The sequence below is a fragment of the Ignavibacteriales bacterium genome (assembly GCA_026390775.1).
In the GTDB taxonomy this organism is placed as follows: Bacteria; Bacteroidota; Ignavibacteria; order Ignavibacteriales; family Melioribacteraceae; genus Fen-1258.
Genome location: JAPLFF010000003.1, coordinates 185,416 through 201,495 on the forward strand (window position 1 = coordinate 185,416; position 16,080 = coordinate 201,495).

The 16,080-nt window shown below is 34.1% G+C and carries 12 protein-coding genes, 1 tRNA gene and 1 other RNA gene; 12 read left to right on the forward strand and 2 right to left on the reverse strand.

All coding sequences use genetic code 11. The features are described from left to right. Positions 1-88: 88 nt before the first annotated feature. The 5 genes from NTZ27_01035 (at position 89) to NTZ27_01055 (ending at position 4,730) form a co-directional block, all read left to right on the forward strand. Positions 89-1,048 (forward strand): GNAT family N-acetyltransferase, encoded by a 960-nt coding sequence (locus NTZ27_01035; protein ID MCX6173327.1) that lies wholly within the window; start codon positions 89-91, stop codon positions 1,046-1,048. Between the two features lie 14 nt (positions 1,049-1,062). After that, the gene (locus tag NTZ27_01040; GenBank protein MCX6173328.1) at positions 1,063-2,184 is read left to right on the forward strand and encodes a glycosyltransferase; all 1,122 of its coding nucleotides are present in this window, start codon (positions 1,063-1,065) and stop codon (positions 2,182-2,184) included. A gap of 99 nt (positions 2,185-2,283) precedes the next feature. Next, positions 2,284-2,380: signal recognition particle sRNA small type (gene ffs, locus NTZ27_01045), an RNA gene on the forward strand. Positions 2,381-2,578: 198 nt separating this feature from the next. Beyond that, positions 2,579-4,438 (forward strand): hypothetical protein, encoded by a 1,860-nt coding sequence (locus tag NTZ27_01050; protein MCX6173329.1) that lies wholly within the window; start codon positions 2,579-2,581, stop codon positions 4,436-4,438. Between the two features lie 31 nt (positions 4,439-4,469). Next, entirely contained in the window at positions 4,470-4,730 is a 261-nt protein-coding gene (locus tag NTZ27_01055) for a hypothetical protein (protein MCX6173330.1), read from the forward strand. A gap of 115 nt (positions 4,731-4,845) precedes the next feature. Here NTZ27_01055 and uvrC read toward each other — a convergent pair whose 3' ends face one another. Both uvrC and glgC read right to left on the reverse strand, forming a co-directional pair. After that, positions 4,846-6,675, reverse strand: coding sequence for an excinuclease ABC subunit UvrC (uvrC, locus tag NTZ27_01060; protein ID MCX6173331.1), 1,830 nt, complete (start codon positions 6,673-6,675; stop codon positions 4,846-4,848). Between the two features lie 106 nt (positions 6,676-6,781). Further along, on the reverse strand, positions 6,782-8,020 hold the full coding sequence (gene glgC, locus NTZ27_01065) for a glucose-1-phosphate adenylyltransferase (protein ID MCX6173332.1): 1,239 nt from the start codon (positions 8,018-8,020) through the stop codon (positions 6,782-6,784). A 114-nt stretch (positions 8,021-8,134) separates the two neighbouring features. On the opposite strand from glgC, the gene NTZ27_01070 reads away from it, so the two are divergent. The 7 genes from NTZ27_01070 to hpnE all read left to right on the forward strand — a co-directional run bounded on the left by NTZ27_01070 (position 8,135) and on the right by hpnE (position 16,036). Beyond that, a complete protein-coding gene (locus NTZ27_01070; protein ID MCX6173333.1) occupies positions 8,135-9,856 on the forward strand; it encodes a M1 family metallopeptidase in 1,722 nt (573 codons plus the stop codon). A gap of 11 nt (positions 9,857-9,867) precedes the next feature. Then, positions 9,868-10,590, forward strand: coding sequence for a UDP-2,3-diacylglucosamine diphosphatase (locus NTZ27_01075; GenBank protein ID MCX6173334.1), 723 nt, complete (start codon positions 9,868-9,870; stop codon positions 10,588-10,590). A gap of 1 nt (position 10,591) precedes the next feature. Next, a complete protein-coding gene (locus NTZ27_01080; protein MCX6173335.1) occupies positions 10,592-12,904 on the forward strand; it encodes a PBP1A family penicillin-binding protein in 2,313 nt (770 codons plus the stop codon). A gap of 44 nt (positions 12,905-12,948) precedes the next feature. Then, positions 12,949-13,032, forward strand: a tRNA-Leu gene (locus NTZ27_01085). A 58-nt stretch (positions 13,033-13,090) separates the two neighbouring features. Further along, on the forward strand, positions 13,091-13,900 hold the full coding sequence (gene hpnC / locus NTZ27_01090; protein ID MCX6173336.1) for a squalene synthase HpnC: 810 nt from the start codon (positions 13,091-13,093) through the stop codon (positions 13,898-13,900). Position 13,901: 1 nt separating this feature from the next. After that, positions 13,902-14,744: a presqualene diphosphate synthase HpnD gene (gene hpnD / locus NTZ27_01095; GenBank protein ID MCX6173337.1), complete on the forward strand. Its 843-nt coding sequence runs from the start codon at positions 13,902-13,904 to the stop codon at positions 14,742-14,744. Further along, positions 14,744-16,036, forward strand: a complete 1,293-nt coding sequence (gene hpnE / locus NTZ27_01100; GenBank protein ID MCX6173338.1) for a hydroxysqualene dehydroxylase HpnE — start codon at positions 14,744-14,746, stop codon at positions 16,034-16,036. Before hpnD ends, hpnE begins: the two co-directional genes overlap by 1 nt. Positions 16,037-16,080: the final 44 nt, after the last annotated feature.

Genomic DNA, 16,080 nt, shown 5'->3' on the forward strand with positions numbered 1-16,080 from the left:
TAATCATCTACGTTTGTTTCAATTCGCTGTTACACACAAATTGATTATTTTTGCTGAGTGAAAATCTTCAATCTTAATGTGGATGTAAATGGAAATCATCAAATATTCTGAAGAATGGAAGTTGAAGTGGGATGAGTTCGTTCTAAATTCAAATAATGGAACTATGTTCCATCTGCAAAAATTTTTTGATTATCACACCCCTGGTAAATTTAAATTTGATCATCTCATATTTCTAAAGTATAATAAAATTGCAGCGCTTTTACCCGGAAGATTAACAAATGGAATTTACGAATCACCAATTGGCGCTAGTTATGGTTCAATCGTAACCGGAGATATTAAATTTGCCGAGGCTATGGAATTCGTTTCTGCTCTTCTTGATTATGGACGGAAGAATGGTATAAAAGAATTTGAGTTAACTCCCGCACCAATGGTCTATGAAACATATCAGAATCAAAATCTAGACTTCGCTATGTTATGGCAAGGATTTTCTTTCAAGTTACATTACATATCAAGTGCCATTAAACTTGATAAAGAAAGAGACATCATTGAACGATTGTCTCCAACAATTCGGCGGAATGTTCGCAAGTCGCTAAAGAATCCGGCCATTCGCGTTGAGATCAACGAACGCTACGATCAATTTTATCCCATACTTCTTGAGAACAAAGCTCGTCACAATGTTAAACCAACTCACTCATACGAAGATCTTCTTCGCCTAAAAGAATTGATGCCGGATAATCTCAAACTGTTTATGGTTTACCTTGATGACAAACCGATCGGCGGTTCGTCAATGTTTTTTGCCAATAAAAACGTCGCGTTATGTTTCTATAACATGCTTAGGTATGAATATGCTGAATACAAACCAATTCAGCGAGTGATGTACGAAGTTCTGAAATATTCCACCGAGAATAGTTATGCGTATGTTGATATCGGAGTTTCCCAAGACACTAAAGCGCAGAATCCGATGACACCGAGCATGAGTTTGATCGAGTTCAAAGAAAAATTTGATGCAAAGACAATTATGAGAAACACTTTCCATATTAAACTTTGAGCGATTCGAAATGTATGGAACGAACAAAAAAAATTCACATATCATTTCTTGGAAATCCGCGTTTCGATTCACGCATAACTAATCTTTCTAATTCACTTCGAGAAGATAACTGTAAAGTTTCCGTTCTAGGTTTTGATTGGTTTATCTCTTCCGAAGATTATATTGATGAAGAAACAAAAATATTTGCGATCAAGAAAAATAAGTTCAGTTTATTTTTTTACCTGCATTTTGTTTTTATTTTAATAAGTGAACTGGTTAGATCAAGCGCAGATGTTTACTTCGCTGAAGATCTTTACACACTTCCTTTCGTAACAACAATTGCAAAAATTAAGAGAGCCAAAGTCTATTATAACAGTCGTGAGATTTATGCTCACCTTGGAGGATTGCGTAACCGTCCGATGCTTCAAAGTATTGTGAAATCAATCGAAAAATTTTTTATTAAGCAAATAGATCTTGTCCTTACAACAGGACCGCTTGATTCGGAATACATAGAAAAATTATATAAGATCAGTGAAACTTTAGTTATAAGAAACATTCCGCTGTATCAAAAGGCAGTTTCAAAAATTGATCTAAGAAAAAAATACAATATTGATCAAGGCAAAATAATTTTAATTTATCAAGGAGTGATATTACTGGGTAGAGGTCTTGAGCAGATTATTAACGCAATTGCAAGACTTCCAAAAACAGTTTTGATAATTCTTGGCGAGGGTGAACAGAAAAATAATTTTATTGAGCTTGCTAAAAAGTTGAATGTTTCGGGAAGAATTATTTTCGCAGGATCGGTTGATCAAAAAGATTTGATTAATTATACCGCAGGCGGAGATGTTGGTTTATCCTTGATTGAAAATATCAGCATTAGTTATTATCACGCTCTTCCTAATAAATTATTCGAATACATTATGGCCGGACTGCCGGTCCTTTGCAGCGATCTTCCTCAAATGAAAGCAGTTATTGAAAAATACAATGTTGGTGAAAGTATAAATATCGAAGATGAAGAAAATATTTTTTCGACTTTGAATAAGTGGTGCGCAAACCCGAATCTTCTTGAAGCTTACAAAAAAAATTGTGCTGTTGCAGCTAAAGAGTTAAACTGGCAGGAAGAATACAAAAGAGTGCGAGAGTTTTTGCTAAAATGAAAAACTTATCAAATACTTTCCTTCCCTTTGGGAAGAGTTGGGATGGACAGGTAATTTTTTTATATTAGCACCTGCCTACCGGTAGGCAGGCCCCATTTTTGCCAGGCACTGATCGGCAAGTTTATACCCAACCCCGCCAGATCCGGAAGGAAGCAACGGTCAGTATGTAACTTGGGTGATTGGCTGTCTGGCAATTTTTTCCCACAATATAACGTGAATTTCACTTGACGATGATTTGAAAAGATTCGTTTGAATAATGATAATATTTATTTTAAGTTGGGTTTAGTTCAAAAGTATGAATAATTTGTCTTTACAGTTAAATATATCATTACCTTATATTAATTTGCACAGAAAGGAGACGAAGAAAAGAGTTTAATATTGATGGGAGGATTATATGAAGCATAACATTCTTATTCTTACCTTAACAGTAATAACAATATTTATATTAATTACAAGTTGCAGCAAAAGTGATTCAAATAATCCAGCTAACCCGTCTGCAACCGCTCCAGCCATTCCAGCTTTATCATATCCTGCTCATAATTCAACAAATGTTAGTACAACTTTGATATTAAATTGGAACGCAAGCAGTAATGCAGCAAGTTATGGTTTACAGGTTGCTTCAAACAGTTCTTTTACCAACCTGGTCTTTGATCAGAAAAGTATAACAACTACAAGTCAGCAAATCACACAATTACTTACCTCAACTAAATATTACTGGAGAGTTAATGCAAGCAATAGTGCAGGGACATCAGATTGGAGTGACTATTGGGCTTTTACAACAACAGCCGGCGGAAGTGTTCCATCAATACCAACTTTATTTATGCCGCCTAATAATGCAACGAATATTTCAACTTCACCAACTTTATCATGGAATGAAAGTTCCGGTGCAAAAAATTATAGCTTGTCAGTCTGGCGGACAGATAATGGTCTAAGTGTTTTTCTTGGTTATGTAACAGGTACAAGTCAACAACTTACCGGATTAGAAAATAATGTTAACTACACCTGGTATGTAAATGCAAACAACGATTACGGCTCTTCCGGTTGGTCGGATAGATGGAATTTTACAACAAGTGCCGGTAATCCTCCTGCAGGGCCACCGGTTTTAACATCACCCACAAATAGTGCAATAAACATTTCCTTAAATCCAACTTGCAGTTGGAATGCGAGCGCCGGCGCTGCAAATTATAATTTACTTGTGTCTACAGAAAATATTTTTTCAAACATAGTCTTTACCGGAGAGACAGCAACTACAAGTTTACAGGTAACGGGATTAAATAATTCAATCACATATTATTGGAAAGTAAAGGCAATAAATAATTATGGTTCATCAAATTGGTCGAGTATTTGGAGTTTTACAACATTATCAGCAGGTACTGCTCCTGACCCGCCAACATTATATTCACCGAGCAACGGCGCAGCAAATGTTGAAATACCAACAACATTAACCTGGTATGTTAATACTGGGGCAACAAGTTATGCATTGCAAGTTTCATCAAACAGTTCATTCAGTGATTACATTTACAATCAAAGCGGATTAACAAAGGTAAACCAAATGGTAACTGGATTGAGCAATTTAACAACATATTACTGGCGAGTAAGTTCAGCGAATATTTATGGATCATCTGCATATTCAAGTGCCTGGTCTTTTACAACAGCGAGCAGCGGCGGTACGCCGTGTGTAGGAACGCCGACGGTAAATTATGGCAGTAAAACATATCACACTGTTCAGATAGGAACACAATGCTGGTTAAAAGAAAATCTTGATATTGGAACAATGAAACTTGGGACAGAAGAACAAACCGACAACGGAACGATAGAAAAATATTGTTTCAATGATGATCCATATAACTGCGCGTTGTTTGGCGGATTATATGAATGGAATGAAGCAATGCAATATGATACAACACAAAAAGCACAGGGTGTTTGTCCCAGCGGATGGCATTTACCAAATTTAGAAGAATTTCAGACTTTAATAACTGCAGTAAATAATGATGGAAATGCATTAAAGGAAATTGGCCAAGGTACCGGTAATGGAGCAGGAACAAACACAAGCGGCTTTTCCGCACTGTTAGCGGGCTACCGCTATTCTGATGGTAGATTCCTCGAATTTGGTCAGAGTATACGCTTTTGGATTTCTACCGAAAAATGGAATACTCACGCTTACGATATCGGCTTGTTTAACATCAATAATTTCATTTTTGTGTACTATACCGGCAGAAATATTGGTTACTATGTTCGCTGCGTTAAGGATTGAAGAAAAAAAAGTTATGAATTGTGAGTTATGAATGTTACTAAAGTATAAAAGAAAGAAGAGAAGAAATAAAAAGAGAATTAATTATATATTTATCTTGATTTGGTTCACTGTAAGCACAATGTCTGCACAGACAGTTAGTATTATTGTAAGTGAAATTAAAACTGATAAAGCTTTTGTCTATTCATTGCAAGGAGAAAAGACTTTTCTTATTGATTCGATTCAAGCATCTGCAAGATCGCCTAACAACTGGCGTATGCCTGCATCAGTAGTTCTTCATGTAGCAGCTTCATAAAAGTGGGGGTTTCGAATTCCAAAACTATAGACTATCAAATGAACACATGAAAACTCCTTCTCTAATTGTATTTTATTATTCAGGAAATAATAGTTTTAAATTGAATATGTACAGGTTAGGAATCTATATTACGATTATGATAATGTTCAAATATTTTTTTTGCTTTTGCTATGCCGATAACTTCTGCCAGCTTTGATTCATCTGCGATTTTAACTTCATCTAAACTAAGTTTTGTTAAGAGCTTTTGCGCAACTTTTTCGCCGACCCCTTTTATTTCCAGTAACTCACTTGTGATAGTTCTTTTACTTCTCCGTTCACGGTGAAATGTAATTGCAAAACGATGGGCTTCATCTCTTACATGTTGAAGAAGTTTCAAGCTTGATGACGTTTTCGGGATTGATTGCGCTTCAGATTCTCCCGGAAGAAAAACTTCTTCCAACCGTTTAGCTAAACCAATGATCTCATAATTTTTAATTCCTAGATTGTCGAGTGAATCTATTGCACTGGAGAGTTGTCCTTTACCGCCATCAACCATAATTAAATCCGGTACAGGCAATTTTTCTTCTTTTACTCTATTGTAACGCCGCGTAATAATTTCCTTCATACTTGCAAAATCATCCGGTCCTTCAACGGTTTTGATAATGAACTTGCGGTATAAACTTTTCTTTGGTTTACCATCAACAAAAACAACCATACTTGCTACTGCATCGGTTCCCTGAAGGTTACTGTTATCAAAACATTCAATTAATCGCGGAAGTTTTTTCAAACGTAAATCTCTCTGCAAAGCTGAAAGAACATACGGAACATTCCCTTCCTTCTTCATTTTCTGAAGTTGAATTTCCTTTAATTGGAATTCGGCATTATGCTTGCACATTAACATCAGCGATTTAGTATCGCTCTGCCTTTGCGGAATTACGAACTTACATTTCTTCAATGCTTTTGTATTCAGCCATTCAATAAGTGAATCAGAATCTTCCGGTTCTATTTCTAAAATAATTTCCTGCGGTACCTCAACAAACTCATTGTAATAAAATTTTATAATTGCAGAATAGATTTGTCCTAGTTCTTCATTTTCTCCAATGCTCAAATTGAATTGTCGTTGCCCAACAAGTTTCCCGCATCGAATATTTAATATTGTTGCAGCTGCATCCTTACCTTCAAATGCGGCGCTTATAACATCGCGGTCTTCCAAATCATTCGTTACAATTTTTTGTTTTGATGAATAAACTTGTAGCTGATCAATTCGATCGCGCAGTCCCGCAGCTTTCTCAAATTCATATTTTGCAGAAGCATTTTCCATTTGCGATTTTAACTCTGTAATCAATTCTTCGGTTTTGCCCCGCAGTACTTTTATTATCTGGTTAACCATTCCGTTGTAATGTGATTGCGTAACCAATCCTTCGCAAGGCCCTTCGCATTTCTTAATATGATAATCCAAACAAACCTTAATTTTTTTCTTATCAATAGCTTCTTGTGTTATATCAAGCTTGCAACTTCTAATTTTGAAAAGTTTGTTCAGGATTCGAAGAGAATTTTTCATGTTCTTTACATCTGTATAAGGACCGAAATATTTAGATCCGTCTTTTACAACATTTCTTGTCGGAAAGATTTGAGGGAACATCTCATTGGTAACATGAATGTATGGGAATGATTTATCGTCCTTAAGAGTTATGTTATAGCGTGGTTTAAATTCTTTGATGAGATTATTTTCTAATACTAATGCTTCAATTTCAGAATCGGTTACGATTAACTGAAGATCAAAAATTTTGGAAACAAGTATCTCCGTCTTTGGTGAATCAACCTTGATCTTAAAATATGATCGGACTCTATTACGTAGATTTTTAGCTTTTCCTACGTAAATCACTTTTCCTTTCTCATTCAGAAATTGATAAATGCCAGGCAAGGAAGGAAGTGAATTAAGTTTATCTTCTAATACAGCATTCATATATTTTTTTGAATTAGTATCTCTTAATTATAAAATGAAAATGTGAATTGCAATTAGCGGGGTGATAATATTTTGGTAAAGACGGGATATACCCCGTCTCTACAGTTTATTTAAAAATGTAATTCTTCGGAATTACAACAATACCCGTATCTGAAACAGTAAATCTTTTCCTGTCTAATTCGGGATCAAATCCAATCTCTGTTCCTTCCGGTATCACTACGTTTTTATCTATGATAGTTCTACGTATTCTTGAGTGTCTGCCTATTTTACAATTATCAAAAATTATTGAATCGGTAATATAAGAGTAGCTATTCACTCGTACATTAAAACCAACGATGGAACGTTCAACTAATCCGCCGGAGATTATTGTCCCATCAGATACGAGAGAATTGATAGCACGTCCAACTCGTTCACCTTCATGAGAAACGGTTTTTGCCGGAGGATATTGCTGCTGCTGAGTTCGTAACGGCCAGTCAAAATCGTACAAATTGAAATGGGGACTAACATTTATAAGATCCATACTTGCAGCGTAGTAGCTGTCGATTGTGCCTACATCAATCCAATAAGGCTTATCTTTTTTATTTTCATCAATGAACCGGTATGCTTGAACGTGATAATCATTTTTTAGCATAAACGGAATTATATCTTTGCCAAAATCATGATCGGGAATTTTTTCTTTTTCCATTTTAGCAAAGACTTCTTTCATTGCGGCAATATTAAAAACATAAATTCCCATATTGACTAAAGAATGATCTTGCTTATCCGGAATAGTAGGAGGTGATTTTGGTTTTTCGATAAAGGAAGAAACCTTATAGTTCGGATCAATCTCAATCACACCAAAACGCGAAGCTTGTTCTTTTGTAACTTCTATTGCTGCTAATGATAAGTGAGCTTTCTTTTCAATGTGGTATTGGATCATCTTTAAATAATCCATCTTATAGATATGATCACCGGATAGAATTAAGAGCCATTCGTAATGTTCATCTTCAAGCAGATTGAAGTTTTGGCGGATTGCATTTGCGGTGCCCATATACCAGTTGTTGCTAATCTTGAATTGGGGCGGAATCGAATAGATAAATTCTCTTAACTCCGGGTTAAAAATATTCCAAGCTTCATAAAGGTGGCGGTTAAGAGAATCGGATTTGTACTGAGTTAAAACAAAAATTTTTCTAAAGCCTGAGTTTAAGCAATTGGAGAGAGTGAAATCAATTATTCTGTATTTTCCTCCGAAAGGAACGGAAGGTTTTGTTCTATCTTTTGTTAAAGGGAATAATCTTTCACCTTGTCCGCCAGCCAAAACCATTGTTAAAGTTTTTCTTAGAATTGTTGAACCGGTGTAAGCCATAGCAGTCTCTTACGTAGTTAATTAAAATATATCTAATTAGTAATTGATTGGCAATTAAAGAAATTGTTAACTTTGAAATGAAATTCATATTTAACCTCTTATAAATTTTCTTAAATGCTAAAACGAAAAAATATTCTATTTGCCGGTCTTTCAATCTTTGCAATATTACTGTTGGTTGTAGGATATTTTATAATAAAATGGGCTTTAAATAATTTAGATCAGCTTAGACGAACCAAACAAGCCATCTCTCTCGCTGTCCAAATGAAAGATTTCAGTGAGAAAGAACTTGAAATCTATAATCCTAAAAGCCAAAGAGCTGTTGATGTTAAACATTACCTGATAAATCTTGATTTGTATCCTGAACAAAAAAAAATATTTGGAGATGTTACCATTAGCTTAAAAATAAATGATAAACAGTCAGATAGATTCGAAATTAATCTTTATGATAATTTTAAGATTAGTGATATTAATGTGAACGGTGAGCGGGCAGATTATAAACAAACAGAAAAAGTTTTATCTATTCTGAAAAAAAATAAAGAAATTGATTCAGCAGACGTTAGAATTAAATATGAAGGAACTCCAAAAAGTTTGGGTTTCGGCTCATTCAATTTTGAAGAAGTGGACGGACATTTGCAAACTTATACATTAAGCGAGCCGATCTTTGCTTCAACATGGTTTCCATGTATTGATTTGCCTGATGATAAAGCTTTACTCGATATTTATGTAACAAATGATTCATCTAACATATCACTTTCGAATGGAAAATTGATTGATGTTAAATCAAACAGAGCACGTAGAACTTATCACTGGAAAACATTTTATCCAATTGCCACTTATTTGATCGCTGTTTATTCCGGTAATTATAAAACGTATTCTGAAAAATATAGAACCGTTACCGGAGACACTCTTAATCTTTCTTACTATGCGCTTCCAAAAAATATTGAAAATGCGAAAAAAGATTTTTCTGGACATACTTCTTATATAAAAGTATTTGAAGAATTATTTGGTCCTTATCCGTTCATAAAAGAAAAATACAGCGTTGCGGAGTTCTGGTGGCAGGGCGGTGCGATGGAAAATCAAACATTGACTGGAATTGGTTCTAATTATATAATTGCTCTACGGCTTAGTACTGATATGTTGATTCACGAACTCTCACATCATTGGTGGGGAGATGCTGTTACCCCAAAAACATGGAAAGATATTTGGCTCAATGAAGGATTTGCAACTTATTCGGAAGCATTGTATTGGGAAAAACAAGCAGGCTTCAGTGCACTTCAATCAACATTAAGTGCAAAGTTTGGAAAGTTTGACCACGGTACTCTTTATAATCCGGGCAATGCTTTGTTTGGACCCCTCGTTTATAATAAAGGCGGATGGGTTCTGCATATGTTGAGAAAGGAAGTAGGGGATGGTGTATTTTTCAGAATATTGAAAGAGTATTTTCTTAAATACAAATATGGCAATGCTTCAACGGAGGATTTTAAGAATCTTTGTGAAAAAATATCTAAAAAGAATTTGAATCAGTTTTTTAACCAATGGGTTTATAAAGGGGAGGGGATAATTGATATAGAATCCGATTGGAAAACGGTTCAAACAAATAATAATTATAATTCAGAAATTAGAATAAAACAGTTACAAAAAGGTTATGATATTTATAAATTTCCGATAGATATTAAATTGATTTATGATAAACATGATGATTATACAGTCTCAACTGTTTATGTTTCGTCAAGAGATACTGTTATAAATATTCAGTCAAAGAAGAAGCCGTCAAAAATTATTTTAGATCCCGATAAATGGCTTCTTGCAAATATTGAAATGGTTAGTGTTAATTAAATAATTGTCTAATGAAGAAAACTTATTTTTTTATATCGGATATTCATCTGGGACTTCAAGCCCAGGAAGTTGAAAAAGAAAAAGAAAAACTTCTTGTAAAATTTTTAGATTATGCACGAACTTCTTGTGATGAATTATTTATCATTGGCGATCTTTTTGATTATTGGTTCGAATATAAGCGCGTTATTCAAAAAGGATTTATCAAGACACTAGCCGCTCTTACAGAATTTGCCGATTCAGGTAAGAAAGTTCATTATGTTATCGGTAATCATGATTTTCTTCATCGTGATTTTTTTGAAAAGGAGATCGGTGTAAAACTTTATCATCATTCTATAGATGTATTATTAAATGATAAAAGATTTTTTATGGCTCATGGTGACGGGTTGGTCAAGAATGATCTTGGTTATAAAATATTAAAAAAGATCCTTCGCAATAAATATTTACAAAAAATTTATTCATTAGTTCATCCGGATCTCGGAATTAAGATAGCTAGTTCAACAAGTAAAACGAGCCGTGATTACACCGCGAATAAAAACTATGGAAAAGTTGACGGATTGTTCGAAACAGCAAAACTCAAAATTGATTCCGGATTTGATATTGTAATCTTCGGTCATTCGCATATTAAAGCATTGGAAAAATATAAGAGCGGGAACTACATTAATCTTGGCTCCTGGCTTGATAAACCCTGCTATGGAAAATTTTCCAAAACATTTGAGATAATCGACTGGAAATAAGATGAACATAAAACAAATACTAAAATTTGTAAAAAAACTGAAAAAGCCCGATAAGAAAACCTTAAAATATATTTTAATTGGTGGGGGAATCTTTATTGTAGTAGCAATCTTTTTATTCATGCAATTCGTTTCCGAAGGATTGCCTTCTCTTGAAGAATTGGAAAATCCAAGCGCTCAACTTGCAACAAATGTTTGGAGTAAAGACGGACAGCTAATCGGATCATTCTTTAATGAGAACCGTGTTGAAGTTAGTATTGATAGTATTCCTGCCCCTGTAATCAATGCTTTGATCGCTACTGAAGACAAAAATTTCTATCATCACTGGGGAGTTGATCTTCAGCGTTTTATTAAGGCAATGGTCAAAAACGTTTTACTTTTCAAACGTGAAGGCGCAAGTACAATAACGCAACAGCTTGCAAAAAATTTATATGGATTGAAAAGCCATCATGAATCTGCTCGCGGAACTGTTATAAGAAAAATTAGAGAATGGATTACAGCGATTCAAATTGAAAAAAATTATACTAAACGTGAAATATTAGAGATGTACTTTAATACATCTTATTTCGGGCATAGTGCTTATGGTCTAAGTGTTGCTGCTAGAGTTTATTTTAATAAAAATGTCAAAGATCTAACTATTACTGATGCAGGTGTATTAGTATCTCTTCTAAAATCCTCAGTCTATTATGATCCCTTTGACAAATATGAAAATTCCATGCGCAGAAGAAATCTAGTTATGCAAAATATGGTTAATGACGGATTTCTTGATGAATCACAATTTGAAAAACTTAAGTTGGAACCGATTAAACTTTCATACAAAAAAATTGAAGAAGGAATTCATGGCGGTATTGCACCTCACTTTCTTGAATATGTTCGCCAACAGCTTGTTAAACTTGCACCAAAGTATGGATTAAATCTTTATGAAGGCGGATTGAACATCTACACTACATTAGACTACCGAATGCAAAAGATAGCTAACAATGCCGTTAAAGTTCACCTGGATGATTTTCAAAAACAATTTGATAAAAATTGGAATTGGCAAAAATATTCTGTCTTATTAAACGAGTTAACTGATAAAGCTATTAAGAATCATCCTGAATATAAATCTGCTGCTAATCAAGAAGAAAAAAAAAATGTATATAATCGTTTACAGCGGGACAGTCATTTGATTGATTCAGTGAAGAGAATTGGGAAAAGGATTGAAGTTGGTTTTGTTGTAATTGATCCGAAGAATGGTGAAATCCGCACGATGGTAGGCGGACGTGATCAAACATTTTTATACGGCTTAAATCATGCAACTCAAATAAGACGTCAACCCGGTTCAGCTTTCAAACCAATTGTTTATTCTGTTGCAATTGATGATGGTTTGTATCCTGCGTATCCAATTATGAACCAAAAATTTGATTTCCCTGATGGCTCCGGTAAAATTTGGAGTCCGGAAAATTTTGATCGTTCGACAAGTGGATTTGTAACTCTAAGAGATGCTTTGAGAGAATCATTAAACTTAGTTTCAGCAAGACTAATTATCGAAGGTCACGCTCCTTTATGGAAGATTGGAAGATTTGCAGAGAAGATGGGAATTAAAACTAAGCTTGATCTTGTTCCATCAATATCACTCGGTACTTCAGTTGTGTCGCCTATAGAATTAACTTCTGCTTTTGCAACACTTGCTAATCGAGGCATTTATAATGAACCGATTTCAATATTAAGGATTGAAGACAAAGACGGTGTACTGGTAGAGAATTTTACTTCGAATGCAAGTGAAGCTATTCCGGAAGAGACGGCATATATTGTAACAGATATGCTAAGGACAGCAATTGATGCGGGAACCGGACAAGCAGCCAGATCGAGATATAATTTTCAGCGACCGGCTGCAGGTAAAACCGGAACAACCCAAGATTATGCAGATGCTTGGTATGTTGGATTTACTCCGCAGTTAACCGCCGGTGTCTGGGTTGGATTTGATGATCAGCGAGTTTCATTTACAGGAGATTATGGACAAGGAGCGCGCGCTGCTTTACCAATTTGGGCAATATTTATGCATGATGTTTATGAGCAATTAAATCTTCCTGTTGAAGATTTTATTCCACCTGCAAGTGGAAAAATTGTTCAAGCTAAGTTTTGTAAAGAATCTATTTTTGAACTTGGTGATCCAAAATTATATTCTGCTGATTGTAGAACAGGTGTATGGGCGGATATTATTAACAAGAATGATATGCCTCCTACTTTTGATGCTTATCGCGATACTACTATAAAATTTTTTGATCGCTACCAAATAAAAGATACTGTAAGACATGAAGCCAGAGAAATTCGCTGAGTTTTGTAAAACAAAAACGTTTTTTATTTTTTGATTTGAATTTTGCCCGGATGGCGGAATTGGTAGACGCGCTAGCTTCAGGAGCTAGTGAGAGCAATCTCGTAGGGGTTCGAGTCCCCTTTTGGGCACAACAATTTATTTTGAGGTAAAAATATTTCATTAACATCGGCATATTCAGAAGCACTTCTGTTCACAAAATCTCATTACGAAAATTTTCCGGTTGTTTCATTATTTATTCCCCAAAAACTTAGAAAACATATTGCAGTTGTTTACCAATTTGCAAGACAAGCAGATGATATCGTTGATGAAGGAGAACAGAAATCAGAAATAAGAACTCAGAATTTAGAATTGTATGAAACTTATTTTTCAAAATCCTTGGAAGGAAAATTTCAAAATGATTTCTGGTTTGCCCTTTACAATACGATCCATGAATTCAATCTTACTCCAAAATATTTTTATGATTTGTTAAGCGCATTTAAACAAGACATTTCTAAAACCCGCTATCATTCATTCGATGAAGTATTGAATTATTGTGAACGGTCTGCAAACCCGGTTGGAAGAATTGTGTTAGAATTTTTTAATATTCGTGATGATGATTCTAAACGATATTCAGACGCAATTTGTACTGCTCTTCAACTCACCAACTTCTATCAAGATGTTTTAATAGATATCAAAAAAGGTCGGATTTATATACCGATTGATGAGATTGAAAGATTTGGTGTAAAGTTAAATCAGTTTGAGTTAAAGCAAAATAGTACTAACTTTGAACAGTTATTGAAATCCCAGGTAGATCGGACAAAAGATTATTTTTCAATCGGGAGAAATCTTTTTTCAAGATTACCTAGAAAACTTGAAAAGCAAATTAAGGCGACAGTTCTAGGCGGAGAAAAAATTCTAGAAAAAATTGAAAAAATTAATTTCAATGTTCTAACTCATCGCCCTAAACTTTCGAAAATAGATTATATGAATATTTTATTAAAAGCATTAATTAAATAGTATGGCAGATGATTCAAAACATATAGCTAAAGAAAGCAACAGCAGTTTCTATTACAGCTTTTCTCTTTTGGCCAAACCAAAACGAGACGCAATGAATACTGTTTATGCATTCTGCCGCAAAACAGATGATATAGTTGATGAAGGAACTGAGCCTGAAGAATTAAAGTACGAGCGCTTACGCAAGTGGAGAATTGAATTAGAAAAAGCTTTGTACGGAACATCAGATTTCCAGCTCTTCAATAAACTGGCTGCAATAATAAAACAATTCAATATTCCCATTGATCCATTCTTTGAATTAATAGTAGGAATGGAAATGGATTTGCAGCGCAAACGATATCCAAGTTTTGATGAATTGAAATTATATTGTTATTGTGTTGCTTCAACTGTTGGTTTAATATGTATAGAGATTTTTGGCTATAAAAATAAATCCGCAAAAGATTATGCAATTAATCTTGGACTGGCGATGCAGCTAACAAATATTCTGCGTGATATTAAAAAAGATTCAGATAGAGGAAGAATTTATTTACCTCAAAAAGATATGGCTGATTTCAATTATTCTGAAAATGATCTGATGGAAAGAAAATACAATCCGGATTTTGTTTCATTGATGAAATATGAAGCAGCACGAGCGGAAGAATTTTTTAAGAAGGCAGATCAATTTCTTGATTTCGAAGATAAGTCTTCGATGTTCCCGGCAAGAGCAATGCAGCATATCTATCATAAACTTCTTACAAAAATTGAAGCTAAGAACTACGATGTATTTAACAAAAAAATAAAAGTCGGTAAGTTTGAAAAAGCTGCAATCTCAGTTGGAGTTTGGGCAAAGTATAATTTAGTTTATTAATGAAACGTGTTATAGTTGTTGGTGGGGGTTTTGCCGGATTAAGCGCATCAGTATTCCTCGCAGAAAATAATTTTGAAGTTACACTTCTTGAAGCATCTCCTAAATTAGGCGGTCGTGCATACTCACTTTATAATCAGAAGTTTGATGATTATTATGATAACGGTCAGCATATATTAATGGGATGTTATGAAGAGACGTTATCATTCTTAAAAAAAATTGATTCAACGGATAATATCGAATTTCAAAATTCACTACGGATTCCTTTCCTTAAAAAGGGTGGAGGAGTTGTTGAATTAAGTACTTACAAAAAATTCTATCCATTAAATCTTTTATTGGGAATACTTAATTATAAAATTCTAAGTTTTAGTGAAAGATTAAAAGTAACTGATTTTTTCCTCGATCTAATGTGCTGCTACTCTTGTGATCTCAAAGATAAAACTGTTAAAGATTGGCTCGAATGTAAGAAGCAGTCTGAAAATACAATAAAATCATTTTGGGAAATTTTGGTTGTTGGTACCCTAAACACAACAACAGAAAAAGCTTCAGCAGAAATTTTTGGTGAAATTCTACAGCGAATATTTTTAAGCGGGAATAAAGCGGCAACTATTGTCCTACCAAAAACATCTTTAGAAAAATTTTATTTAGGAAATGCAAATCGCTTTATTAAATCAAAAAAAGGAAAAACAATTCTTTCAGAACGAGTAGATCGAATTGAAGTTAAGAATAATAAAATTTTCAAGATTGTCACTGAAAATAAATTCTATTCTGATTTTGATTTTGTGATCATGGCTCTTCCGGAATATGCTGCAAAAAAAATAATGGATAACTCGAATATTACCTTAAATTTGCCAGAGTTCGAGTATTCTCCAATCTTAAATGTTCATCTTTGGTTAAAAGAAAACCCATTCAAAGAAAAATTCTATGGATTCATTGGTTCACAAATCCATTGGCTCTTTAACCATGGAAAACATATCAGTTTAACCACTAGTTCTGCTGAAAATTTGATCAATTTAGAGAATAGTGAGATAATAAGACATTTCTGTTCGGAGATAGAATTATATTTTCCTATATTTAAAATAGAAATGGTGATTGATTCAAAAGTAATTAAAGAAAAACGAGCAACATTTATGCCCGATATAGCATCAACAGAAAGAAGAAAAAATTTTAATTGGCAGTTAGAGAATTTTCTACTCGCGGGTGACTGGACGAATACAGGTTTACCCGCAACAATTGAGAGTGCAGTATTGAGCGGTAAAATTGCAGCAACACAAGTGATATCTTCTCTGAAATGAATTTGCGATTCATTTTTTGAGATAAATATATTATATAACAGATA

Excerpts from the sequence above, each read along its gene's own strand:
- NTZ27_01070 (MCX6173333.1), top strand. The coding sequence starts at position 8,135 with ATGCTAAAACGAAAAAATATTCTATTTGCCGGTCTTTCAATCTTTGCA.
- glgC (MCX6173332.1), bottom strand. The coding sequence starts at position 8,020 with ATGGCTTACACCGGTTCAACAATTCTAAGAAAAACTTTAACAATGGTT.
- NTZ27_01035 (MCX6173327.1), top strand. The coding sequence starts at position 89 with ATGGAAATCATCAAATATTCTGAAGAATGGAAGTTGAAGTGGGATGAG.
- NTZ27_01040 (MCX6173328.1), top strand. The coding sequence starts at position 1,063 with ATGGAACGAACAAAAAAAATTCACATATCATTTCTTGGAAATCCGCGT.
- NTZ27_01080 (MCX6173335.1), top strand. The coding sequence starts at position 10,592 with ATGAACATAAAACAAATACTAAAATTTGTAAAAAAACTGAAAAAGCCC.
- NTZ27_01055 (MCX6173330.1), top strand. The coding sequence starts at position 4,470 with ATGTTACTAAAGTATAAAAGAAAGAAGAGAAGAAATAAAAAGAGAATT.
- hpnD (MCX6173337.1), top strand. The coding sequence starts at position 13,902 with ATGGCAGATGATTCAAAACATATAGCTAAAGAAAGCAACAGCAGTTTC.
- hpnE (MCX6173338.1), top strand. The coding sequence starts at position 14,744 with ATGAAACGTGTTATAGTTGTTGGTGGGGGTTTTGCCGGATTAAGCGCA.
- NTZ27_01050 (MCX6173329.1), top strand. The coding sequence starts at position 2,579 with ATGAAGCATAACATTCTTATTCTTACCTTAACAGTAATAACAATATTT.
- uvrC (MCX6173331.1), bottom strand. The coding sequence starts at position 6,675 with ATGAATGCTGTATTAGAAGATAAACTTAATTCACTTCCTTCCTTGCCT.
- NTZ27_01075 (MCX6173334.1), top strand. The coding sequence starts at position 9,868 with ATGAAGAAAACTTATTTTTTTATATCGGATATTCATCTGGGACTTCAA.